Raw genomic sequence first — 24,636 nt, 5'->3', positions numbered from 1 at the left:
CAAGTACGAATTAAAAACACGTAAATGCCACCGTTCAAGCTTTAGCATCATAGGGCGATGAAATTGCATTAGTCTATGCCTTGTTTTCCGACATAGACTGCTAACCTTCTCATAGTGTCTCCACTACTCCGCGGCAGCAACCCGTATCCCTATGGTAGCCTCACCTACCGAGAATATTAATTTTTTATTATCTTTATAATACATTATGATAAAGAGTTTGTAAAGTTGCAAATATTATTAAATTTTAAGAAATATAATTTATATTGGAATATAGATTATTAAATAATAAGGTGTATAATTGACAATAATTATAATAAAATTTAAAATAGTATAAAGAACGTTTGTTCGAGATTAAATTATAAAGGTTAGGAAAAAATATATTTATAAATTGAAAAGGGGCAAAATATTATGAAGGATAAAATAATTATAAAAGGTGCAAAGGTACATAATTTAAAAAATGTTTCTTTAGAAATACCTAGGGATAAATTAGTAGTATTTACAGGGTTATCGGGTTCAGGTAAATCTTCTTTAGCATTTGATACGCTTTATGCAGAAGGACAAAGAAGGTATGTAGAATCTCTTTCTTCTTATGCAAGACAATTTTTAGGACAGATGGATAAGCCAGATGTTGAATACATAGAAGGATTATCACCAGCTATTTCAATAGATCAAAAAACAACAAGTAAAAATCCACGTTCAACAGTTGGTACAGTAACGGAAATATACGATTACCTTAGATTATTATATGCAAGGGTTGGAACACCATATTGCCCAAAGTGTAAGATTAAAATTGATAAACAATCTGTGGATCAAATTGTGGATGGAGTAATGGCTCTTGGGGATAAAAGTAAAATACAAATTTTAGCGCCAGTGATTAGAGGGAAAAAGGGAACTCATGAAAAAGTACTGGATAATATAAAAAAGAATGGATTTATAAGAGCAAGAATTGATGGAAGCCTTTATGACTTAACAGAAGAAGAGGTAACTTTAGATAAAAATATAAAACATAATATAGACGCAGTTGTAGATAGAATTGTTATAAAAGAAGGTATTGAAGGAAGACTATCTGATTCTATAGAAACGGCCCTTAAGTTAGCAGACGGATTAGTTGTAATTAATGTTATAGGCGGAGAAGATATTTTATTTAGTGAAAAATTTGCATGTCCAGAATGTGGCATGAGTATAGATGAACTTGCACCAAGATTATTTTCTTTTAATTCACCCTTTGGGAAATGTGATTACTGCGATGGTTTAGGAAGTTTAATTGAGCTTGATGAAAATCTAGTTATACCTAACAAAGAATTAAGTATAATGGATGGTGCAATAGCTACTTGGGGAGAAGGAAGATTAAAAGAAGATTCTTGGACATTAGCTATTTTAAAAGGATTAAGTGAAGCATATGGATTAGATTTAAATAAACCAGTAAAAGATCTTACTAAAAAAGAGTTAGATTTAGTTTTATACGGAACTAATGGTAAAAAGTTAAAAGTAATTTATACAAAAGAAGGTATGACAGCAGAATATGCATATGCTTATGAAGGTGAAATTAATGCCTTAAAAAGAAGATATAGAGAAACTAATTCAGACCTTATAAAAGGTGAAATAGAACAGTATATGAGTAATAATCATTGTCCAAAGTGTAAAGGGGCAAGGTTAAGAAAGGAAGCTCTAGCAGTAAAAGTTGGAGAAAAAAATATTTATGAGTTCACAACTTTGCCTATTAGAGAAGAACTTCAATATTTAGAGTCTTTAGTGTTTTCAGAGAAGGATAAAATAATAAGTGATCAAATAGTTAAAGAAATAAAAAGTAGATTAAATTTTTTAATTGATGTAGGACTTGATTATTTAAATCTTTCAAGAACGTCAGGAACACTATCTGGTGGAGAGTCACAGAGAATAAGACTTGCTACACAAATTGGTTCAGCTCTTATGGGAGTTCTATATATTTTAGATGAACCTAGTATTGGATTGCATCAAAGAGATAATGATAGGCTTATTAAAACGTTAAAAAATTTAAGGGATGTTGGAAATACAGTAATTGTTGTTGAACATGATGAAGATACAATAAGAGAAGCAGATTTTATTGTAGACATAGGACCAGGAGCTGGTGAACATGGTGGAGAAATCATAGCAGCAGGACCTATAGATGAAATTAAAAATTGTAAAAAATCAATAACTGGTCAATATCTAATAGGAGAGAAAGAAATTACAATACCAAAAGAAAGAAGAAAAGGAAATGGACAAAAGATAACCGTACAAGGTGCAAAGGAAAATAATCTTAAAAACGTAAATATTTCAATACCTCTTGGAACATTAACAATGGTTACAGGAGTTTCTGGTTCAGGAAAAAGTACGTTAGTAAATGAAATATTATATAAAGGTCTTAATAGAATTATAAATAAAAGCAAAAATCCAGTAGGTGCTCATAAAGCAATTATGGGATATGAAAATATAGATAAGATAATAGATATAGATCAAAGTCCAATAGGAAGAACGCCAAGATCAAATCCAGCTACTTATACTGGTACATTCGATATTATAAGAGAACTTTTTTCAACAACTCCTGAAGCAAAGATGAGGGGATATAAACCAGGAAGATTTAGCTTTAATGTAAAGGGCGGAAGATGTGAGGCATGTTCTGGAGATGGAATTATAAAAATAGAAATGCAATTTTTATCTGATGTATATGTACCTTGTGATGTATGTAATGGAAAGAGATATAATAGAGAAACTCTAGAAGTTAAGTATAAGGGAAAATCAATAGATGATGTATTGAACATGACTGTAGAAGAGGCATTAAAATTCTTTGAAAATATACCGAGAATAAAAAATAAGCTTGAAACACTTAATGATGTAGGTCTTGGTTATATTAGACTTGGTCAACCATCAACTCAACTATCAGGTGGAGAAGCTCAAAGAATAAAATTAGCATTTGAACTTTCTAAGAGAAGTACGGGAAAAACATTATATATTTTAGATGAACCAACAACAGGACTTCATATAGATGATGTAAATAGGCTAATAGAAATTTTACAAAGATTAGTTGATGCTGGAAATACTGTTGTAGTTATAGAACATAGCTTAGACATGATAAAATGTGCTGATTATATTATTGATCTTGGACCAGAAGGTGGAGATAAAGGTGGTACATTAGTTGGAGCTGGAACACCGGAGAAAATATGTGAAATAAAGGAGTCTTATACAGGGAAATATCTTAAAAAGATGTTAAGATAGCCATAATATACTTGTTATTTTTATCTATAAGTTTTAATATATAATGGTAATAATACTAATTATAGGGGTGAAGAAATGAGTTTTTCAAAGCTAATGACTATAGTTTTTGGTGTGGCTTTTATGATTGTACTATATGTTATAATTTATTACGCACTAAAAATAATGTACAAGGATGTTAAAGGTGGCGGAAGAAAAAAACAATCCGCAACAAAGAAAAATTATGGGATAGAAGTAATTAAAGCAGGAGAAAACTCAAATATCCAAAATGGTACTCTATTGCTTTTAAGAGGTCCTTTAACAATTGGTAGAGGTGAAGATAATGCAGTTAGGTTAACAGATCAATATACTTCATCAAACCATGCGAAGCTTTTAATAAAAAACAATGAGATAATTATTCAAGATTTAAATAGTACAAATGGCGTTTATGTTAATGATGAAAAAATAGAAGAACAAGCCAAGCTAAGACCTAATGATAAAATAAGAATAGGTAGTGCTGTGTTTAAAGTGATAAGATCGGATAAAAAATAAGGGGCGTGTAATATGAGTACATTAAAGTTAGAAAAAAGAGTTTTAAAGCTAATTTATTTATTATGTATGCTTTTATTTACTAACTTATCTTTATTACAAAAGCCATTTGATAAAAAGGCACTGGCTATGGGAGTAGTCCTATGTTTTATCATAGGACTTTCTCATTATGTAGTAAGAAGATTTTATCCTGATGGGGATAAATTTATGTTGGTATTTTCTAGTATATTAGCTGTAGTAGGAGTAGCTATGCTATATAGAATAAAACCAGAATTAGCTATTAAGCAATTAGTTTGGATAGTAATAGGTATGGCGGCATATATAGCAATCGTAGTATTGTTACCAGATTTAAAAAGTTTTGCAAAGTATAAACGATTATATATGATAACAACAATAGTTTGCATGCCGTTGGCACTTATATATGGATTAGCTACAGGGATACAAGTAAATGGAGCTATGAACTGGATATATATAGGTTCTTTTGGATTTCAACCATCAGAATTTGGTAAAATAGCATTGGTTTTATACTTAGCAGCAGCATTGATGAATTATGAAAGTAAAAATAATTTAAAAGAAGACTTTAAGCAACTGATTGAACCAGCTTTAGTGGCTATGTTTTCATTAGCCTGTATGGTTCTACAAACAGATTTAGGATCTGTATTGATATTCTTTGGTATATCAGTAACGATGTTATACATAGCTACTTCTAAGAAAAAGTATGTTTTTACATGTCTTGGATTATCTTCTATAGGAGCAGTTGGAGCATATGGTATGTTCTCTCATGTTAAAAGAAGAGTTATGATATGGAGAGATCCGTGGAAATATGCAAATGATGAAGGACATCAAATAGTTCAAGGTCTTTATGCTATAGCTTCAGGTGGATTGCTTGGAGTTGGACTTGGAAATGGATATCCACAATTTATATTTGCAAGTGAAAGTGACTTTATATTTGCTGTTATAGTTGAAGAACTTGGAATGATATTTTCTGTAGGAATTATGATTATATATTTCTTATTGTTTTATAGAGGTATAAGAGCAGCTTTTGTTACAAATGAAAAGTTTAGTCAACTAGCAGCAGTAGGGTTTAGTACAATGATAGCATGTCAAACATTAGTTATAATAGGTGGAATATTTACAGTAATACCTCTTACAGGTATAACACTTCCTCTTATAAGCTATGGTGGTAGTTCAATGCTAACAATGTTCTTTACATTAGGAATACTACAAAAAATTTCAGAGGAGGCATAATATATGAATGATTTAGCAAAGAGTGTAAGAAATGTTATGGCTATATTCCTTTTTTGCTTTGTAGCTTTAATATCATATATAGCCTACTTTCAAGTGTTCAAGGGACCTGGAATCGCAGAAGATTCTGGAAATATTAGACTTTGGGCAAAAAGAAATGAAGTATTAAGAGGTACAATATATGATAGAAATGGTAACGCTCTTACAAAAAGTGCAAGAGTAGATACCTTAACTCAAAATAGAGAATATGTTTATGGTGATCTTTATGTTCATGCATTAGGTTATGTTGATGAAAGATTTGGATTAACAGGGTTAGAAGATGCTTTTGATTCTGAACTTTCTAACTACAATAGCTTTTCAACTAGTTTAAAAAATTTCTTTAAGGATTTTAACTTAAAAAAGGCTTTAGCAAGTAGAGATGAAAAAAATCAAAAGGTTGGTAATGGTGTTGTAACCACACTAGATTACAATCTTCAAAAGGTAGCATATGATGCATTAGGAGATAGAAAGGGTTCAGTTGTAGCTTTAAATCCTAAAACGGGAGAAATATTAGCAATGGTATCTAAGCCAACTTATAATCCAGATAACTTAGAGCAGACTATAGCAGATGCAAATAGTGGAGTTGATAAAGAAAGCAAACTTTTAAATAGAGCTGTAAATGGAATGTATCCTCCAGGTTCGGTATTTAAGACAATAACACTTTCAAGTGCAATAGAAAATGATCCGTCAGTTGCTGGAAGAACATTTAATGATAAAGGTAAAATAGATTTTCCAGACGGGACTGCATTAAACAACTATATGCATCAAGCTCATGGACAAATTGATTTACAAATGGCATATAGAGTTTCAAGTAATGTTGTATTTGGAACACTAGCAATGGAACTTGGTAATGATAAGCTTAAAGCAACTGCAGAGAAGTTTGGGTTAAATTCAAGAATACCAGGAATAGGCGTTAATATTTCTAAAAGTGAATTTCCAACATTAAATCCATCAGAATTAGGAAATATTGCTCAAAGTGGAATAGGTCAAGGAAGTGTATTAGTAACTCCAATGCAAATGGCAATTATGGCAGCAACTGTTGCTAATGATGGAGTGTTAATGGAACCGAGGCTTGTTAATAAAGTCATTGATAAGGATGGAAATTTAGTAAAAGAGACACAAAGTAAAGTTTTAAAAGATGATGTAATCTCAAAAAATACAGCAGCTATAGTAAAGCAATATATGGGATATTTAGTATCTAATAATATCTATAGATGGCCAGCCTTTGAAGGAACAAATGCAGGTGCAAAAACAGGAACAGCAGATTATAAGTTATCAGATGGTACAGATGCAATTCCACATGGTTGGTTTATAGCAGCAGCACCATTAGATAATCCAAGGATTGCAATAGCTGTTATTGTAGAAAATGGAGAAAATGGAGCAGGTTCAGCAGCAAATATAGCATCACAAGTAGTTAGAGCAGCTGTACTTGGACAATAGATATATAAGTAAAAATGTAGGTAAACGTAACTTTTAAATAAGTGTTTACCTACATTTTTTATTTATATTTATTTAAAACATCTTTTATAAATTGTGGAAAAAATAATGTTAAATTAGCATGTTCTTTATAATCATGCTTATCATAGATACAATTATAGTTAAGGCTATTTAACTTATTAACTAAAAACTTAAGGTCAGTATCAAAGGTTTCTTCTTTATCAGAATAGTGTAAGTATATTTCATTATTATTAGATATACTATTATATAACTTATCTTCTAATAAAGTATTTAAATATTTTATTGAATCTTCATTTATATCGCCCATGATATATTTAAGGATTTCTTTGTGACCAGGCAAATTAAGATAATCACCTAAATTATATTGAGGGGCCCCAGCTATAATAGTACTATTCTTTCTATCAATACCAAAATAAAATGCGGCATAACCACCCTTACTTGATCCAATAAAAATTTCCTTGTTTATATTTAATTTAGAAGATATTAAAGAAATTAATGATGAAACATCTTCTTGGATTTTAAAGTCTTTATTCTTACCTAAATAGTATGCACCTCTATTATCAAAACCAAAATCATCTAAAATAAATAATTTATTATAATTGTAATTTTCAACAGTTCTAACATAATTATATCTAGCTTTTTGTCCAACCTTAGTACATGCTGTAAAAACAACTATAAGAATATCTGAATTTGGGTTTTCTTCTAGAAGATAATTTATATTATATTTTTCACCTTTAAAAGTCTTTTGTTTAAACTTCATGTAGTATTTTGTTTTAATTAAATCCAATAGTTTATAAAGTTTATTAACACTCATAATATTACCATCCTAATACAGTTATTTACAAAATAATTATATCATATTGTAAAATCTAAATGTATGTTGTAATAAAAAGTTATTAATTAAGAAGTGAGATATTTTAACTAGAATAAAGAAATTTATTATTATTACAAAGATATTTTATTATAAAATAATTTGACAATCAAAATAAATTAAGTATAATTAAGAAAAAATACTTTTTATATAGAGAAAGTTGACTAAGGAGGAAACTATGAGCAAAAAAAACAAGATAATAAGATGGATAGTAGCAATAATATTAATAGTATTTTTAAGTCTAACATATATAGTTGGAGGAATGGTTTATAATGGATCAGTAGGTTCATCACCGGAAGTTGACAAAGATAGTATGATAGAAGTTTATAGCAGTAGAGAGGACAAGCTATTAGATAAATTAGAAAAATATAATAGTGAGAAAACTTTTGTAAAAAGTAGTATAAATGGATATGATGTAGAAGTTTTAAATATAAAGTCAAATAAAAAAACAGAAAATGCTATTGTATTAGTACATGGAATAGAAAGTAATTATTATGAAGTTTTAAACTCTGCATTTAATTACTTAGAGAATGGATATAATGTTGTAGTATATAATCAAAGACAAACAGGACAAACTGGTGGAAAAGAATTTACTATGGGACTTTATGAAAGATTTGATTTAGATGAAGTAGTAAATTATGCTAAAAAGTATTACCCTAATGGAAAATTAGGAGTACATGGTTATTCAATGGGAGCTGCAACAGCAACAATGCACACTGAGCTAAACGAAAAAAATAAAAATGTTGATTTTTATATTTTAGATGCACCATATGATACTATGGAAAGTGCTATAAGACTAGGAATAATAAAAAAGAATATTCCTTTAATACCAGTAGGATATGCAGCATGGGCTGGTGACTTATATATCAAATTAAAATCAGGATTTTCATTCGATGATGTTAAACCATATAAGTCAGTAGAAAATATAAGCGTTCCAGTTATGCTTATTCATGGTACTGCAGATAAAACTACATCGCCAGAAGGAAGTAAACATATTTATGACACAATACCACATGATAAAAAGGAATTATGGCTAATAGATGGGTTAGGTCATTGCGTAGCAGATAATGAGATGGAGGATGAATATTTTAATAGAATTTATAATTTTATAGAAAAAAATGTAAAGTAAAAAACTTTAAAGCTGTTTTAAATTAGTAAAAGTATTTAAAAATATTTTGTCGATAAATAATAAAAAAATTTAATTCTAAAACACCTTAATTTATTTACTTCATATATTAAAAGTAGAGAATAAATTAAGGCTTATTTAATAAGCTAAAACTTTTAGGATTAAAAGGAGAAGATGACAAAATGTTTAGAGTGAAGCAGTTAGAAGTAGAGGGATGTTATCTAATTACTCCAACGGTGTCAATGGAAAGCACTTGTGATTTAATTAAAGTGTTTAATGATACACAATTTAATATATATGGATTAAGCACTGACTTTAAGGAAGAATATTATGCAATTGCAAGACCAGGTGTTATTAGAGGAATGCATTTTCAAGCACCGCCAGAAGAACATGATAAATTAATAACTTGTATAATAGGAGAAATACAAGATGTTGTTGTAGATTTAAGAAAAGAATCAAAAACCTTTGGTAAATATACAGTTATTACATTAAATGAAGATAATAGAAACTTATTATATGTTCCAAAAGGATGCGCACATGGATATTATATAAAAGGTGAAAAGGAAGCTTTAATTTTTTATAAAGTAACTAAACCATTTATTAGAGAATATAGAGGTGGAATACATTGGGATTCATTAGATATTCCTTGGGACTTTAGGGGCAGTGGAGTTGAAGTAGAGGCAGAGGATGAAACTTGGCCTAAATTTGAGAATTTTAAATCACCCTTTTAAATAAAGTTAAAATTTGAAAGTAGAGAATTGTAAATTTATAATTCTCTACTTTTCATTTTTAATAAAATGTATGTGAATAATTAATGGCTATTATTGTATTAATCCACAGATATGATAAAATCTTAAATATCAAGTGTGGATAAAATAGTAGCCAAGGTTGGTGATTAAATGTTTGATTTTGAATATCACTTAAAGAATTTACCAGAGAAACCTGGAGTATATATAATGAAAAATTCTTTAGGTGAAATTATTTATGTTGGAAAAGCTAAAATATTAAAAAATAGAGTGAAAAGTTATTTTCAAAACTCTAAAAACCATTCAGAAAAAGTTAGAGTTATGGTTAAAAATATAGCAGAGTTTGAATATATAGTTACAGATTCAGAAATGGAAGCATTAATACTAGAATGTAATCTAATAAAAAAGCATAGTCCTAAATATAATATTGCACTAAAGGATGATAAGTTTTATCCATTTATTAAAATAACTATTAATGATGATTATCCTAGAGTTTTTGTAACAAGAAGATATGCTAAGGATGGAAGTAAATATTTTGGACCATACACAAATGGGACAGCAGTATATGAAACTATTAATTTAATAAACAAAATATTTCCTTTAAGAACATGTAAGCTTTCAATAAAAGAAAATGGTGAGAAAGTTAGACCCTGTTTAAACTATCATATTAAGAAATGCTTTGGGCCTTGCGCAGGATATATATCAAAAGAGAAGTATAGAGAAATGATTACTGATATTATGGATATACTTAGTGGAAAAGATAAAACCATAATAAATCAATTAAAATTAGAGATGGAAGAAGCATCTATGAATTTAGAGTTTGAAAAAGCTGCTAAGTTTAGAGATAAAATACTTGCTATTGAAGCAATTGCAGAAAAACAAAAAATATTTAAAACTATGGAAGGTGATGAAGATTTCATAAGCATATTTCAGGATGAAAAAGATAGTTGCGTACAAGTTTTCTTTTCTAGAGATGGAAAAGTAACAGGACGAGAACACTTTATTTTTGAAAATACTGTAGATGATAAAATAGGCATAGTATTAAGTTCATTTATTACATCATTTTATGGTGGAACAGCAAAAATACCAAAAAATATCTATGTTCCTGAAATAGAGGATTTAGATTTAATAGAAGAATTTTTAACTGTAAAAAGAGGGGCTAAAGTATGGGTTAAAATTCCTCAAAAGGGACAAAAGAAAGAAATGCTTGAGATGGTTAGAAGTAATGCAAAGATAACCCTTGAACAGTTTAAAGATAAGTTTTTAAGAGAAAAGGAAATAAATAAAATATCATTAATGGAATTACAAGAAATTCTTGATTTAGATGAACCACCATTTAGAATTGAAGCTTATGATATATCTAATATACAAGGAGTAGATTCTGTTGGGACTATGATAGTTTTTGAAGAAGGAAGAGCTAAAAATAGTGATTATAGAAGATTTAGAATAAAATCTGTAAAAGGTGCCAATGATTATGATAGTATGAGAGAAATACTAGAAAGAAGATTTGAGCATGGACTTAAGGAAATCAAAGAAATACAACAAAGAAACTTAAACTTTTCATCAGGGAAATTTTCAAGCTTTCCTGATCTTATTATGATGGATGGAGGAAAAGGTCAAGTTAATGTTGCGCTAGATGTTTTAAATAAACTTAATATAAATATTCCTGTATGTGGATTAGTTAAAGATGATAAACATCAAACAAGAGGAATTATATATAACAATCAAGAGCTTATAATAAATAGAAGTTCAAATTTAATGCAAATGATAAGAAGAATTCAAGATGAGGTACATAGATTTGCTATAACTTATCATAGAACCTTAAGAGATAAAAGAACATTACATTCAATATTAGAAGATATACCAAACGTAGGTGAAAAGAGAAGAAGAAATCTTTTAATGAAATTTGGAAGTGTTGAAAATATAAAAAAGGCATCTTTTGATGAGTTATTAGAAACTCCAAGCATAGACAAAAAAGCAGCTGAGAGTATAGTTAGTTACTTCCAAAAAAAGGATTAATATATACTAATATTGTAACAAAGTGGTTACAATATTAGTATAATGATTAAATATATCATTATATGGGTTGTTTAATATAAACTTTTAATTTATACTATGTAAGGATATTACTACGTTTTATAAGGAGATAGGTATGAATCGATATAAAGCATATATAGGATTATTTAAAGAATTTTATAATGAAGATAATATAAAAGTAGATGAAGTTATGAAAAGTCATGTTCACTTTAAAGTAGGGGGACCGGCTGATATACTTCTAATTCCAGAAAATCAGGAACAGGTAATTAAGACTATAGAGATTTGCAGACAAAATAACATACCTTTTTACGTAGTTGGAAATGGCTCTAATCTTTTAGTTAGAGATGGTGGAATAAGAGGTGTCGTTATAAAACTTGGAGAAGTTAAAAATATAACAGTAAAAGGAGATAGAGTAGAGGCAGAATGCGGTGCTATGCTTAAAGATGTATCGAAAGCTGCATTAGAAAACTCTTTAACAGGTTTTGAATTTGCTTGTGGTATACCTGGAACAATAGGTGGAGCTGTATTTATGAATGCAGGTGCTTACAATGGTGAAACATCACATGTTATAGAATCTGCTATTGTTATAGATAATGATAATAATATCGTAAAGCTTTCTAAAGAAGAATTAGAATTAGGATATAGATCATCCATAGTTATGAAAAAAGGATATATAGTTTTATCAGCTACTTTTAAGCTAGAAAGTGGAGATGGAAATAGTATAAAGGAAAGAGTAGATGATTTAACACTTAAAAGAGAATCAAAGCAACCTTTAGAATATCCATCAGCAGGAAGTACATTTAAAAGACCAGAAGGATATTTTGCAGGAAAATTAATACAAGATGCTGGCTTAAAAGGCTTTAGCATAGGTGGTGCTGCTGTATCAGAGAAACATTCAGGCTTTGTTATAAATAAAGGTGGAGCAACTGCTAAAGATATAATTAATTTAATAAGTCATATACAAGAGGAAGTTGAAAAGCAGTTTGGAGTTAAACTTCATCCTGAAGTTAGAATAATTGGAGAAGAATAATTAATAGAGTATACTATTAAAGTTAATAAATATAATAAAATCTCTTAGGATTATATCCTAAGGGATTTTTTATATTTTAAAAGTTTTAATTTTATTTAGGATTCATTATATTAGTTAAAGAAGAAAATTTCTTTAAATTCTGAATTGTTAAAATAAATCCTATAATATATAATTAGAATATTAGATAAAAAAGGGGGCTATGCCAAATAGATGGCAGTATATTATGAAATATAAAATAAGAGAAGAAGTAAAAGGTTTATCAAAATATGTAGCAGGAAAACCAATAGATGAGGTTAAAAGAGAGCTTGGAATAGAAAAAGTTGTAAAACTTGCATCTAATGAAAATCCATTAGGAACTTCACCTAAGGTAATTGAAGCAATAAAGGAGCTATTAACAGAAGTTAATATGTATCCAGATTCATCATCATATGAATTTAAAAGAGATTTAAGTAAAAAGTTAAATATAAAACAAGATATGATCTTCTGTGGGGCAGGATCAGACTCTTTAATAAATGTACTTTGTACTATTGTACTTGATAAGGGTGATGAAAGTGTAATGCCGGAACTTACATTTCCAAGATATGAAAGTAATACATTACTTATGGGAGCTACACCAGTTAAAATTCCTTTGAAAAGTAATTATTTAGATTTAGAAGCTATGGTAAACGCAATAACAGATAAAACAAGGATAATATGGTTTTGTAATCCTAATAATCCTACAGGAAGCATGTTCACAGCTGAAGAATTTAATAAAATTATAGATAAAATTCCAGAAGAAGTAGTTATAGTAATGGATGAAGCATATTGTGAATATGTAACATCAGATAAATATCCAAATTCATTAGAGTTATTAAAGAAATATCCTAACCTGGTTATTTTAAGAACATTTTCTAAAGCTTATGGATTAGCATCACTAAGATTTGGATATGGTATAGCAAGACCAGATTTTGTTGATTATATGAATAGAGTTATAAATGCCTTTGATGTTAACTTATTTGCTCAAAAGGCAGCTGTGGCAGCATTAAAGGATGATGAATTCTTAAATAAAGTAAAGGCTTTTAATGCTGATGAAAGAGAATATTTAACATTGCAATTTGAAAAGATGGGACTAGAATATGTACCATCACAAGCAAATTTTATTATGATTAATGTTAAAGGTGATGATAAACCAATTCATGAATTTTTATTAAGACATGGATATATTATAAGACCTGGATATTTATTAGGAGTACCAGGATGGATAAGAGTTAGTTTAGGTACAAAGGAAAATAATAGAGAATTTTGTGAACTTTTATGGGAGGCTATGGAAGAAAGAGATAAATAATAAATATTGGTGATAATAATGTTAAAATTATTATCACCTTTTTAAGTGAAACTTATATTATATACATATAATTGAGTAGAATATGAAGTGTAAAACACTAAGCAAATTTAACAACTATATGATATAATTATTTATATAGTAGATTATAAGGGAGGTAATAGTATGAGATTTATAATAGTTACAGGTTTATCAGGAGCAGGTAAAACAGAAGCAACAAGAAGCCTTGAAGATATGGGTTACTTTTGTGTAGATAACCTTCCACCAAAATTAATACCTAAATTTGCAGAAGCATGTGTACAAAGCCAAGGGAAAATAAATAAAGTGGCTTTAGTTATAGATATAAGAGGCGGAGTATTCTTTGATGATCTATTTGAAAGTCTAAATTATTTAAAGCAGCAAGACTTTAAATATGAAATATTATTTTTAGATTCATCAGATGAAGTACTTGTCAAAAGGTTTAAGGAAAGTAGAAGAAGCCACCCACTAGCACCAGGAAGTAGAGTTATTACTGGTATAAATGAAGAAAGAAACAAATTAAGAGAAGTTAAAGATAGAGCAGATATAATAATAGATACTTCAAAATATGCCATAAGAGATTTAAGAGAAGAAATGAATAAAAACTATGGTGATGCAAAGCAACCGGAAAAGCAATTATCAGTAACAGTATTAAGCTTTGGTTTCAAATATGGAATACCAGTAGATTCAGATTTAGTATTTGACGTTAGATTTATACCAAATCCATTTTATATACCAGAGTTAAAGCCTTTTTCAGGGAGTGATGCTCCAGTAAGAGATTATGTTTTAGCACAAGAAGAAACAAAAGGATTTATTAAAAAAGTAGATGATATGCTAGACTTCTTAATTCCTAATTACAAAAAGGAAGGAAAAAGACAACTTATTATTTCAGTTGGTTGTACTGGAGGTAGACATAGATCAGTAGCTATAGCAAATGCTATTTTTGAAAATCTATTAAAAAGAAATTATAACGTATCTGTAGAGCATAGAGATATAAGAGAGGATGTACATCAAGGGGCTAAGAAACTATGAGTATTAAAGATTGGTTAAAACCTGGAGTAAGAATAAAGCGATGGTTTTTCTTTGGAATATTAGGAATACTTTTAATTGCTTTTGGATTTACAGAACTAGCTATTCGTAGAGTATATGATATTTACTATAAGTTATTTTATATTTTCTTAAATATAACAGGAATTTTTGTAATATATATATCTGTAGTTGAAAGTATGAAATCAATTATTACCCTTACGAATAAAGGATATATAAAGTTATCTATTGATAGTAGAAAAATGGAAAACTTAATATATGAAAAAAGATTATTGGTAAAGGGACCTAAAATAGTAGTTGTTGGAGGGGGAACAGGGCTTTCAACAATGCTAAGAGGATTAAAATATTATACATCAAATATTACAGCAATAGTAACAGTTGCTGATGATGGTGGTGGATCAGGAGCTTTAAGAGAAGACCTTGGAATGTTACCACCTGGAGACATAAGAAACTGTTTACTTGCCTTAGCAGATACAGAGCCTTTAATGGAAGAACTATTACAATACAGATTTATAGATGGTAGACTTAAAAATCAAAACTTTGGAAATTTATTTTTAGCAGCTATGGATGGTGTAAGTGAAAACTTTGAAGATGCTGTTCAAAAAATGAGTTCAGTTTTAGCAGTTACAGGAAAGGTATTGCCAGTAACTCTAGAAGATATGAAACTTGTAGCTGAACTAGAAAATGGTGAGAAGGTTGATGGAGAATCACAAATACCATGCGAAGTTTTAAAGAGAAATTCAAGAATTAAAAAATTAATGATAGAGCCAAGTGATGCTAAACCTTTAGAGGATGCATTAAAAGCTATAGAAGAAGCCGATGCAATAGTCCTTGGGCCAGGAAGCCTTTATACAAGTATAATACCAAATTTATTAGTAAAAGATATAGCTGAAAGTATTAAAAAAAGTGATGCTATTAAAATATATATATCAAATATAATGACACAACCAGGGGAAACTCATGGATTTAAAGTTTCAGATCATATAAAGGTATTAAAAAAGCATGCAGGAAGAGGAATTGTAGACTATGTAATTGCTAATAGAGGAGATATTCCGCAAGAAATAAAAGAAAAATATATAGAAGATAATTCAGAGCTTGTTGAATTAGATACAAAAGAACTAAAGAAATTAGGTGTTGAAGTTGTAGAAGCTACGCTAGCTAAGATAGAAAAAGGATATGTTAAACATGATTCAGAATATTTAGCTGAAGTTTTAGTTGATACTATAATGGAAAAGAAGCTTTCTTATGATAGAAAGAAAATAATAGAATATATGTATGTATCACAACGTATAAAGGAAAAAGAAGAATCGGGAAAAAATAAAAATACACAAAAAGAGAGTTAAGATATTCTTAGCTCTCTTTTGTATTAATTAATAATAAATATAGATTTAAGTGAAGTTTATAAGAATTTAATTAAATTCACACAATGTATGTACAAAATATGGATAAAATGTTAATATTATATTACTAATAGATTAGCTATCTAAAATAATTTATATTTTTGGGGATAAGGTGATAAAAAATATCATTTTATAATAAGGAGGAGATAACTATGGAAATTAAACAAAAAGAAAAAGTAGGTGCAGGGGTTATTACTATATCAGTAATACATTTAATATTTAGTGTTTTTGCTTTATTTGGATCAATTATGATTATTTTTATGAATGATGCAATGAATAATCAAATGTCTGCTTTAGGACAAGCAAAAGAAGTTACTAAATCTCAAGGAATTATATCACTTGTATTTACATTAGCCCTTATTGTTTCAGTAATTTTACTATTATGTAAAAAATCAATAGGAGTATATTTATATTTTATTACTCAAGTATTATCAATTGTATTTACTGCAATAACTGAAGGTGTATCAGTATATTCTCTATTGGGATTAGTAATGCCAGTATTAATGGCTATATTTATATTTAAAAAGAAAGCTGTTTATGGGTTTGGGAATAATATAGAAGCATAATAAAATGGAAAATAGTTATGGCCTATATTCATTTAAGAGTAATAATGGTTATTACAATTAGTGAGTATAGGTCATTTTTTCAATTAAAAGATTAGTTGAAAATTTATGGGAATATTAAATAAAAATTTATATAAAGAGGTGCTGTAGTGAATAAGAAAAAAATAAATAAAAAGTTAATTTTAATTATTTTAGGGTCTGTAATAGCTTTAGCTATAGTTGTATTTTTAGGATTAAAAATTAAAAATCAAAAAAATGAAGCTTTAAATCTTACAACTTCAACTGAAAATTTATATGAAATTACAGGAGATAGCGGAGTAAAGTTTAAAGGGACTAGTATTGTTAGCAAAGAACAAAAAATAATGATGGATAAAACATCTGGGGATATAGAAAAAGTAAATGTAACAGATAAGCAAGAAGTAGCTAAGGGAGATATACTTTTTACATATACTAATCCGGCAATAACTGAACAAGTAGATGGATTAAGTAGGCAAATAAACTCAGCTAATGAAAAAGCTCAAAGAAGCAGCGAAAAGAAGACAAGCTTTTTTAATGAAAAAGGTAGAATTGCAAGTGAAGCTTTAAAGCTTTCAAATCAAATAGCTGCAAATGAAAAAGCTTTAAGTCAAGCTAAGGATGAGGATAAGGCAAAAATACAAGAGGCTATAACTCAATTAGCAGGAAAAAAAGCAGAGTTAGATCAAAAAAGTCAAGTTCTAGATTCTAAAATAGAAGCAGAGGATGCTCAAATAGTAACATTTAAGGATTCTGCTTCAGATTTAACATCTCAAAAGGATTCTTTAAATTCAAAAGCTAAGAAAGAAGTTAAGGCTGATATTGATGGAATTGTATATATTAATCAAAAGGGATTAACAGATCCTACAGCAGAATATATGAGAGTAGTATCAAAGGAACCATTAGTTAAGGCGGATGTTTCAGAGTTTGATGTTGAAAGTTTAAAAGTTGATACAGAAGTTCAAATAAAAGTAATAAGTAATGGAGATTTAATTAAGGGAAAAATAACTTCAATAGATGAACTTCCAACAGCTTCAATGGACGGTAAGTCTATATCATATAACTTCTATATTAAACCAGAAAAAGAAATAAGAGTTGGATTTAGTGTTGAAGTAAAAATAGATAAGAGTAATATACAAATTCCGAAGGAATATGTATATGAAAATAATTCTAAACTTTATGTAGCTAAATCTAAAACAAGTGATAAGGAAAATCCATTTGAAAAAGTAGAAATTAAAGCTACACTACAAGGAGAAAACTATATATTAGATGATGGAGATATTACTTTAGGTGATAAATTAGTAAAGAATCCATCAGAAGTCCTTAAGGAGGATAATTAAATATGATAGAACTGAAGGGGATAAATAAGTATTATATCTCTGGAGAAGAAAAATTACATGCTTTAAGAGATGTAAATTTAAGAGTTGAAAAAGGTGAGTTTCTAGCGATAATGGGACCTTCAGGATCAGGAAAATCTACAATGATAAAAATATTAGGATTATTAGATAAAAGCTTTGAAGGTAGCTACTTATTAAATAATAAGAACATAAAAGATTTATCAGATGATGCTTTATCTTCATTTAGAAATGAAAAAATAGGATTTGTGTTTCAGGATTTTAATCTTATAAAAAGGCTTACTATAAAGGAAAATATAGAACTTCCAATGCTTTATAGAGGTTGCTCCTTAAGGGAAACTGGAAAAAGAGTAAAAGAGCTATTAGAAAATGTAAAGCTTGCAGATAAAATTAATAAATATCCAACGCAGTTATCAGGTGGACAACAACAAAGAATATCTATTGCAAGATCTTTAGTAAATAATCCAGATATAATAATTGCAGACGAGCCAACAGGTGCTTTAGATAGTCATACTTCAGAAGAGATTATGAAAATATTTAAGGACTTAAACAAAGAAGGAATTACAATAATCCTAATAACTCATGATATAAATGTAGCAAGAAAAGCAGATAGAATGGTTAAGATATTTGATGGAGAGCTTAAGGAGGGGGATGAGGTAATATGAGAATTAAAGTATTAATATTTTCAGCCTTAAGAAATTTAAATAGAAATAAGAATCGTTCTTTTTTAACTATGCTTGGGATTATTATAGGGATTGCAGCAGTTATTGCAATTGTTGCATTAGGAGAAGGATATAAAGCTAAAACCATTAAAGAGTTTACTGGAGAAGATGAAGGAAAAGTTGTATTACAAGCTATGTTAAGTACTGAAGGTAAGGAACAACAAATGATATCAGGAAACATATTTAATGTTGAAGATAAAAATGCTATAGTAGATTTAGATGGAGTTGAAAAGGTAGATTTTAACTATGATACTAATAGCTTTGGTGAATTTATATCAATTAATATAAGAGGAAAAGATTTTCAAGGTTTAGCTAAAAAGGTTGTAAATGGAGCAGAAGAGGATATTATTGGTAGAAAGTTAAGTAAAAGCGATAGTGATGGAAAGAAAAGAGTAGTTGTTGTTTCAGAAAGTTTATTAAATGAAAAGTTTAATAAAGTAGAAGATGTACTTGGTGGAATAGCAACTATTAAGGGACTAACTTTTGAAATTGTAGGAATAGTTAAAGCAGCGCCAGATGGTGAAGTTAAATTCTTTGATATGTCAGGTGGAATACAAATACCAGAAGGAACTTACAATAAGTATTTTGGTACAAGTAAAAACACAGCAGGTTTAACAATAACATTAAAAAAAGAAGCTGATGTAAAAAAGAGCATAAAGGATATTGAAAATAAATTAAATGATATAGGAAGTAATAGAAGTAAGGGAAAATACAAGGTTATGGATACTAGTGGAATAGTAAAGCTTATGGGTGGAGTATTAAATACTATAACACTATTTATTGCAGCAGTAGCAGGAATATCATTATTTATAGCCGGTATTGGTGTAATGAATATGATATATACATCAGTATCAGAAAGAATAGCAGAAATAGGTATTAAAAGAGCCCTAGGGGCAAAAAAAAGAGATATAAGAAGAGAATTTCTAATAGAAGGTGTTGTAATAACTTTAACAGGAGGAGTAATAGGATATATACTTGGAATTATAATTGCTAATATAATTTCAGCATTTATGAAGTTAACTATTACACCAAGTTTATATACAGCATCTATTGCAGTAGGGATTTCAATTGTTGTTGGAATAGCTTCAAGTATATTACCAGCTAAAAAGGCAGCAAATGCAAACACTATAGATATTCTTAAATAAAGCATAATATAGAAAGAGTCTTACTTAAAGGTAAGGCTCTTCTTTTGCTTATAATTTACATCTTAAAAAAAATATTTTTATGTTATAATATATTGATATAATATATACATATTTATAGCGAGGGGAAGGAAACTTTATGTCATTTTCATCAAAGGTTAAAGGAGAAATATGTAGACATTCAGAATTAACGAAAAGTGATGCTTTAGCTGAAATATCTGCAATAATGAAAGTAAGCGGAACTATATCCTTTAGCGGATTAGGTTTAGCTTTTAGAATAACAACTGAAAATCCAGCATCAGCAAGGCATATTTTTAGTTTGTTAAAAGAGCATTTTGATATACATTCAAAATTAATGGTTAAAAAAAGTAATTCTCTAAAAAAGAATAATATCTATATGGTATTAATAGAAGAGTCTATGGGTGTTAGAGATTTACTTAGAGATACAGGAATATTTAAAGAGGTTGATGGAGTTTTAACGATAGATTATAGAATAGATGAAGAAATGGTTAAAACAGATGAATTAAAAAGAGCATATATAAGAGGTGCTTTTATAGGAGGAGGAAGTATTAGTAACCCAGAAAAAACTTATCATTTAGAATTTGTAACACATAGTGAAGAGTATGCAAATGATTTATGTAAGCTAATAAATACCTTTGGATTAAATTCAAAAGTAATTCAAAGAAAAAATAGCCACATAATTTATATAAAAGAAGGTGAACAAATATCTAATCTTCTAGGAATTTTAGGCGCTCATACATCATTACTTGAACTTGAAAACATAAGAATAATGAAAGAAATGAGAAACAATGTTAACAGACTTGTTAATTGTGAAACAGCTAATTTAAGTAAGACAGTTAATGCAGCAGTAAGGCAAGTTGAGAGTATTAAACTTATTCAAAAGGAAATAGGACTTCAAAGATTACCTAAAAACTTAAGAGAGGTAGCAGAACTTAGACTTAGCTATCCAGATGAGTCACTAAAAGAATTAGGTGAAATGCTAAATCCTCCAGTAGGTAAATCAGGAATAAATCATAGACTAAGAAAAATAGAGAAAATAGCTGAAGAGGTAAGATCAGGAACTTACTAAAAAAGGGGGTGTTAGATTGGAAAAGAAATTTACTCATCTACATCTGCATACAGAATATAGTTTATTAGATAGTTCAGGAAAAGTAAAAGAAATAATAAGTAAAGCTAAAGAACTAGGTATGGATAGTATAGCTATAACAGATCATGGAGTAATGTATGGTTGCGTTGCTTTTTATAAAGAAGCAATTGCTCAAGGAATTAAACCAATACTTGGATGTGAAGTTTATGTTGCAGCAAAATCCATGGATATTAAAATTAATGATAAGGAAAATAAAACCCATCATCTAGTTCTTTTAGTTAAAAATCAAAAGGGATATGAAAATCTTATGGAAATTGTATCCCAAGCTTCTATTAGAGGATTTTATTATAAACCAAGAGTTGATCATGATTTTTTAAGAAGTCACAGTGAAGGTCTAATTGCTTTAAGTGCTTGCCTTGGAGGAGAAGTTCAAAGCTGGCATTTAAGAGACAACTATGAAAAGGCAAAAGAGACTGCATTATTATATAAAGATATATTTAATGGTGATTTCTATTTAGAAATACAAAATCATGGAATGGAAGAGCAGAAAAAAGTTATAGAGGATAATATAAGGCTAGCTAAAGAAACAGGAATTCCTCTTATAGCAACCAACGATGTTCATTACATAAATAGAAAAGATTCAGAATCACATGATGTTTTAATGTGTATTCAAACAGTTAAAACTGTAGATGATCCTAATAGAAAAAGATATCCATCAGATCAATTTTACTTAAAATCTCCAGAAGAAATGTGGGATATGTTTTCCTTTGTCCCAGAGGCACTAGAAAATACATCAAAAATAGTAGAAGAATGTAACTTTGATTACGAATTTCACGTTTCTAAGCTTCCTAAATTTCCAGTACCAGAAGGTAAAGCGCCTTATGATTATTTAAGGGAAATATGTTATTTAGGACTTATTGAAAGATATGATATTTTTAAGGATTTTCTAAATAAACCACTAAATGTGGAAGAGGTTGTGGATTATTCTAAAAAAAGTGAAGAAGCTTGTGGATATGTTGAGAGATTAGAGTATGAACTATCAGTAATAAATCAAATGGGGTATGTAGATTATTTCTTAATTACATGGGACTTTATAAAATATTCAAATGATAATGGAATTCCAACAGGTCCGGGAAGAGGATCAGCAGCAGGTTCAATAGTTGCATTTACATTAGGAATAACAAAGATAGATCCAATAAAGTACAGCTTACTATTTGAAAGATTCTTAAATCCAGAAAGAGTAAGTATGCCAGATATAGATTCTGACTTTTGCTATGAGAGACGACAAGAAGTTATTGATTATGTTGTAGAAAAGTATGGAGTAGACAATGTATCTCAAATAATAACCTTTGGAACAATGGCTCCAAGAGCTTGTATAAGAGATGTAGGAAGGGCTATGAATTATTCTTATGCAGAAGTAGATAAAATAGCTAAGATGATTCCTACAATGCTTGGAATAACAATAGATAAGGCTTTAGAATTAAATCCAGAATTAAAAGCTGCTTATAATACAGATGAAAGAGTTAAAGCGCTTATAGATGTAAGTAAAGATTTAGAGGGTTTGCCAAGACATTCATCAACTCATGCAGCAGGTGTTGTAATAGCATCAAATCCATTAGTTGAATATGTTCCACTTCAAAAAAATGATGAATCAATAGTAGCTCAATTTGATATGACTACATTAGAAGAATTAGGTCTATTAAAAATGGATTTCCTTGGCCTTAGAACTTTAACAGTTATGAGTGATGCTGTTAAAATGATAAAAGCAAATAGAGGAGTAGACATTGATTTAGATAAAATAGACTTTGAAGATAAAGAAGTATATAAAATGCTAGGAGAAGGGAAAACAGCAGGGGTATTCCAGTTAGAGTCTGCAGGTATGACATCCTTTATGAAGGAGTTAAAACCAGATTGCTTAGAAGATATAATTGCGGGAATATCACTATATAGACCGGGGCCTATGGCAGAAATTCCGAGATACGTAGAGTGTAAGAGGAATCCAGATAAAGTTAAGTATGAAACACCAGAGCTTGAAGATATACTTAATGTTACGTATGGAGTAATGGTTTATCAAGAACAAGTAATGGAAATTGTTAGAAAATTAGCGGGATATTCAATGGGAAGAAGTGACCTTGTAAGAAGAGCTATGTCTAAAAAGAAGCATAAGGTTATGGAAGAAGAACGAAAAAACTTTATTTATGGTGTTGAAGATAAAGATGGGAATATAGAGGTACCAGGATGTAAGCGTAATGGTATATCAGAAGAAGCTGCAAATAAAATTTTTGATTCTATGATGGATTTTGCTTCATATGCATTCAATAAATCACATGCAGCTGCTTATGCAGTAATAGGGTATCAGACAGCATATTTAATGCATTATTATCCTGTAGAAACAATAGCAGCTATGTTAAATTCGGTTATGGGTATAAGTGAAAAAGTAGCACACTATATAAACTTTGCAGAAAGCTTACAGATACAGGTTCTTCCCCCTGACATAAATGAAAGTTTTTCTAAATTTACTGTTAAAGGTGATAAAATTAGGTTTGGTATGGCTGCTATAAGAAATGTAGGGTTTAATGTTGTTGAAAATATAGTGTTTTCAAGAAGTAAAAAAGGTAGATATGAGACCTTAGTTGATTTTATAAATAAGGTAGATTTAGCAGCTATAAATAAAAGAGCTGTTGAAAGTTTAATTAAATCAGGTGCATTTGATGAATTTAAAGTTTTTAGATCAAAACTTTTAGCTGTTTATGAAAAACTTATGGATAGTGTATCTAATGAAAAGAAGCGAAATGTAGATGGGCAAATTAGTTTATTTTCATTTGCAGAAGAAACATTAAAAACTCCAGAAATTAAATATCCTAATATAAAAGAGTTTTCAAAGAAGAACCTTTTAGCAATGGAAAAAGAAATGACAGGATTATATCTATCAGGACATCCATTAGATGAATATGTTCAAAGTTTAAAAGTGCAAACTAGCACAAGTATAGATAAAATTTATAAATCTTATGAATTAATACAAGAAAGTTTAAGTGATGAAGCTTTAGAGGACTTAATTCGTGATGATGAAAGAGTTATACTTGGAGGAATTATAGCTGAAGTAAATCAAAAAATAACTAGAAATAATACTATGATGGCTTTTCTTAAACTAGAAGATTTAGGTGGTATTATTGAAGTTATAGTTTTCCCTAAGACATTAGATAAAGTTAGAGAAGAATTAAAATTAGATAATTTAGTTGTAATAAAGGGAAGAGTAAGTTTAAAAGAAGATGAACCTCCAAAGCTTATTTGTGAAACTATAGAACCTTTAGAAAAAATTAATACATCAAAAGTATATATAAGAGTAGAAAATATTGATGATGGTAAGGCGTTAACAAAAAATTTAAAAATGATGCCAAATGAATATAAAGGTGATACAACAGTTTATATATTTACTGCAAATGATAGAAAAAACTATAGAATGTCTAAAGATTTATGGATAGACTTAGAGACAGATGCATTAATGTATTTTAGAAAACTAGCTGGGGAAGAAAACGTAAAAGTTATAGATTAAATAAACGGGATATGTCAGAATTACTGATATATCCCGTCTATTTTAGGTAGTAAAACAAAATATTCCAATTATCAAATTTTT

The 24,636-nt window shown here is 29.0% G+C and carries 18 protein-coding genes and 1 riboswitch; of the genes, 17 read left to right on the top strand and 1 reads right to left on the bottom strand.

What is annotated here, in order from left to right; translation table 11 throughout:
- Positions 1-19 precede the first annotated feature (19 nt).
- Positions 20-179, bottom strand: a riboswitch (M-box (ykoK) riboswitch).
- Positions 180-408: 229 nt separating this feature from the next.
- The 4 genes from uvrA (at position 409) to ACYQ1T_RS04730 (ending at position 6,483) form a co-directional block, all read left to right on the top strand.
- Positions 409-3,234: an excinuclease ABC subunit UvrA gene (uvrA, locus tag ACYQ1T_RS04745; protein WP_459832401.1), complete on the top strand. Its 2,826-nt coding sequence runs from the start codon at positions 409-411 to the stop codon at positions 3,232-3,234.
- A 75-nt stretch (positions 3,235-3,309) separates the two neighbouring features.
- Positions 3,310-3,762: an FHA domain-containing protein gene (locus ACYQ1T_RS04740; RefSeq protein WP_459832399.1), complete on the top strand. Its 453-nt coding sequence runs from the start codon at positions 3,310-3,312 to the stop codon at positions 3,760-3,762.
- Positions 3,763-3,774: 12 nt separating this feature from the next.
- Entirely contained in the window at positions 3,775-5,007 is a 1,233-nt protein-coding gene (locus ACYQ1T_RS04735; protein ID WP_459832397.1) for an FtsW/RodA/SpoVE family cell cycle protein, read from the top strand.
- Between the two features lie 3 nt (positions 5,008-5,010).
- Complete coding sequence (locus ACYQ1T_RS04730; protein WP_459832394.1) at positions 5,011-6,483, top strand: peptidoglycan D,D-transpeptidase FtsI family protein; 1,473 nt, start codon at positions 5,011-5,013, stop codon at positions 6,481-6,483.
- Positions 6,484-6,541: 58 nt separating this feature from the next.
- Here the strand turns inward: ACYQ1T_RS04730 and ACYQ1T_RS04725 are convergent, their stop codons facing one another.
- The gene (locus tag ACYQ1T_RS04725; RefSeq protein ID WP_459832392.1) at positions 6,542-7,315 is read right to left on the bottom strand and encodes a hypothetical protein; all 774 of its coding nucleotides are present in this window, start codon (positions 7,313-7,315) and stop codon (positions 6,542-6,544) included.
- A 235-nt stretch (positions 7,316-7,550) separates the two neighbouring features.
- On the opposite strand from ACYQ1T_RS04725, the gene ACYQ1T_RS04720 reads away from it, so the two are divergent.
- The 13 genes from ACYQ1T_RS04720 to ACYQ1T_RS04660 all read left to right on the top strand — a co-directional run bounded on the left by ACYQ1T_RS04720 (position 7,551) and on the right by ACYQ1T_RS04660 (position 24,555).
- Entirely contained in the window at positions 7,551-8,501 is a 951-nt protein-coding gene (locus ACYQ1T_RS04720; RefSeq protein WP_459832390.1) for an alpha/beta hydrolase, read from the top strand.
- Positions 8,502-8,680: 179 nt separating this feature from the next.
- Positions 8,681-9,229 carry a dTDP-4-dehydrorhamnose 3,5-epimerase family protein gene (locus ACYQ1T_RS04715; RefSeq protein WP_459832387.1) on the top strand — a complete coding sequence of 183 codons (549 nt, stop codon included), beginning with the start codon at positions 8,681-8,683 and terminating at the stop codon, positions 9,227-9,229.
- A 168-nt stretch (positions 9,230-9,397) separates the two neighbouring features.
- Positions 9,398-11,263 (top strand): excinuclease ABC subunit UvrC, encoded by a 1,866-nt coding sequence (gene uvrC / locus ACYQ1T_RS04710; protein WP_459832385.1) that lies wholly within the window; start codon positions 9,398-9,400, stop codon positions 11,261-11,263.
- A 133-nt stretch (positions 11,264-11,396) separates the two neighbouring features.
- Positions 11,397-12,311, top strand: a complete 915-nt coding sequence (gene murB, locus ACYQ1T_RS04705) for a UDP-N-acetylmuramate dehydrogenase (RefSeq protein ID WP_459832382.1) — start codon at positions 11,397-11,399, stop codon at positions 12,309-12,311.
- Positions 12,312-12,510: 199 nt separating this feature from the next.
- Positions 12,511-13,635 carry a histidinol-phosphate transaminase gene (gene hisC / locus ACYQ1T_RS04700; protein WP_459832379.1) on the top strand — a complete coding sequence of 375 codons (1,125 nt, stop codon included), beginning with the start codon at positions 12,511-12,513 and terminating at the stop codon, positions 13,633-13,635.
- A 162-nt stretch (positions 13,636-13,797) separates the two neighbouring features.
- The gene (rapZ, locus tag ACYQ1T_RS04695; RefSeq protein ID WP_459832376.1) at positions 13,798-14,682 is read left to right on the top strand and encodes an RNase adapter RapZ; all 885 of its coding nucleotides are present in this window, start codon (positions 13,798-13,800) and stop codon (positions 14,680-14,682) included.
- Positions 14,679-16,040 carry a gluconeogenesis factor YvcK family protein gene (locus tag ACYQ1T_RS04690; protein ID WP_459832374.1) on the top strand — a complete coding sequence of 454 codons (1,362 nt, stop codon included), beginning with the start codon at positions 14,679-14,681 and terminating at the stop codon, positions 16,038-16,040. The genes rapZ and ACYQ1T_RS04690 overlap by 4 nt, the downstream gene beginning before the upstream one ends.
- A 209-nt stretch (positions 16,041-16,249) precedes the next feature.
- Positions 16,250-16,663: a hypothetical protein gene (locus ACYQ1T_RS04685; RefSeq protein ID WP_459832372.1), complete on the top strand. Its 414-nt coding sequence runs from the start codon at positions 16,250-16,252 to the stop codon at positions 16,661-16,663.
- A 146-nt stretch (positions 16,664-16,809) separates the two neighbouring features.
- Complete coding sequence (locus tag ACYQ1T_RS04680) at positions 16,810-18,015, top strand: efflux RND transporter periplasmic adaptor subunit (RefSeq protein ID WP_459832370.1); 1,206 nt, start codon at positions 16,810-16,812, stop codon at positions 18,013-18,015.
- A gap of 2 nt (positions 18,016-18,017) precedes the next feature.
- The gene (locus tag ACYQ1T_RS04675; protein ID WP_459832368.1) at positions 18,018-18,695 is read left to right on the top strand and encodes an ABC transporter ATP-binding protein; all 678 of its coding nucleotides are present in this window, start codon (positions 18,018-18,020) and stop codon (positions 18,693-18,695) included.
- Positions 18,692-19,897 carry an ABC transporter permease gene (locus ACYQ1T_RS04670; RefSeq protein ID WP_459832365.1) on the top strand — a complete coding sequence of 402 codons (1,206 nt, stop codon included), beginning with the start codon at positions 18,692-18,694 and terminating at the stop codon, positions 19,895-19,897. Before ACYQ1T_RS04675 ends, ACYQ1T_RS04670 begins: the two co-directional genes overlap by 4 nt.
- A gap of 136 nt (positions 19,898-20,033) precedes the next feature.
- Positions 20,034-20,984: a DNA-binding protein WhiA gene (gene whiA, locus ACYQ1T_RS04665; protein ID WP_459832362.1), complete on the top strand. Its 951-nt coding sequence runs from the start codon at positions 20,034-20,036 to the stop codon at positions 20,982-20,984.
- A 16-nt stretch (positions 20,985-21,000) separates the two neighbouring features.
- Entirely contained in the window at positions 21,001-24,555 is a 3,555-nt protein-coding gene (locus ACYQ1T_RS04660; RefSeq protein WP_459832360.1) for a DNA polymerase III subunit alpha, read from the top strand.
- Positions 24,556-24,636: the final 81 nt, after the last annotated feature.

The sequence above is a fragment of the Clostridium carnis genome (assembly GCF_054657435.1).
This window is presented reverse-complemented; position numbering and strand designations above follow the sequence as displayed.

What these genes read in the sequence shown, in the direction of transcription:
- ACYQ1T_RS04675 (WP_459832368.1), top strand. Translation starts at nt 18,018, where the DNA reads ATGATAGAACTGAAGGGGATAAATAAGTATTATATCTCTGGAGAAGAA.
- hisC (WP_459832379.1), top strand. Translation starts at nt 12,511, where the DNA reads ATGCCAAATAGATGGCAGTATATTATGAAATATAAAATAAGAGAAGAA.
- murB (WP_459832382.1), top strand. Translation starts at nt 11,397, where the DNA reads ATGAATCGATATAAAGCATATATAGGATTATTTAAAGAATTTTATAAT.
- ACYQ1T_RS04725 (WP_459832392.1), bottom strand. Translation starts at nt 7,315, where the DNA reads ATGAGTGTTAATAAACTTTATAAACTATTGGATTTAATTAAAACAAAA.
- whiA (WP_459832362.1), top strand. Translation starts at nt 20,034, where the DNA reads ATGTCATTTTCATCAAAGGTTAAAGGAGAAATATGTAGACATTCAGAA.
- ACYQ1T_RS04730 (WP_459832394.1), top strand. Translation starts at nt 5,011, where the DNA reads ATGAATGATTTAGCAAAGAGTGTAAGAAATGTTATGGCTATATTCCTT.
- ACYQ1T_RS04670 (WP_459832365.1), top strand. Translation starts at nt 18,692, where the DNA reads ATGAGAATTAAAGTATTAATATTTTCAGCCTTAAGAAATTTAAATAGA.
- ACYQ1T_RS04735 (WP_459832397.1), top strand. Translation starts at nt 3,775, where the DNA reads ATGAGTACATTAAAGTTAGAAAAAAGAGTTTTAAAGCTAATTTATTTA.
- ACYQ1T_RS04720 (WP_459832390.1), top strand. Translation starts at nt 7,551, where the DNA reads ATGAGCAAAAAAAACAAGATAATAAGATGGATAGTAGCAATAATATTA.
- ACYQ1T_RS04715 (WP_459832387.1), top strand. Translation starts at nt 8,681, where the DNA reads ATGTTTAGAGTGAAGCAGTTAGAAGTAGAGGGATGTTATCTAATTACT.
- uvrA (WP_459832401.1), top strand. Translation starts at nt 409, where the DNA reads ATGAAGGATAAAATAATTATAAAAGGTGCAAAGGTACATAATTTAAAA.
- rapZ (WP_459832376.1), top strand. Translation starts at nt 13,798, where the DNA reads ATGAGATTTATAATAGTTACAGGTTTATCAGGAGCAGGTAAAACAGAA.
- uvrC (WP_459832385.1), top strand. Translation starts at nt 9,398, where the DNA reads ATGTTTGATTTTGAATATCACTTAAAGAATTTACCAGAGAAACCTGGA.
- ACYQ1T_RS04740 (WP_459832399.1), top strand. Translation starts at nt 3,310, where the DNA reads ATGAGTTTTTCAAAGCTAATGACTATAGTTTTTGGTGTGGCTTTTATG.
- ACYQ1T_RS04685 (WP_459832372.1), top strand. Translation starts at nt 16,250, where the DNA reads ATGGAAATTAAACAAAAAGAAAAAGTAGGTGCAGGGGTTATTACTATA.
- ACYQ1T_RS04690 (WP_459832374.1), top strand. Translation starts at nt 14,679, where the DNA reads ATGAGTATTAAAGATTGGTTAAAACCTGGAGTAAGAATAAAGCGATGG.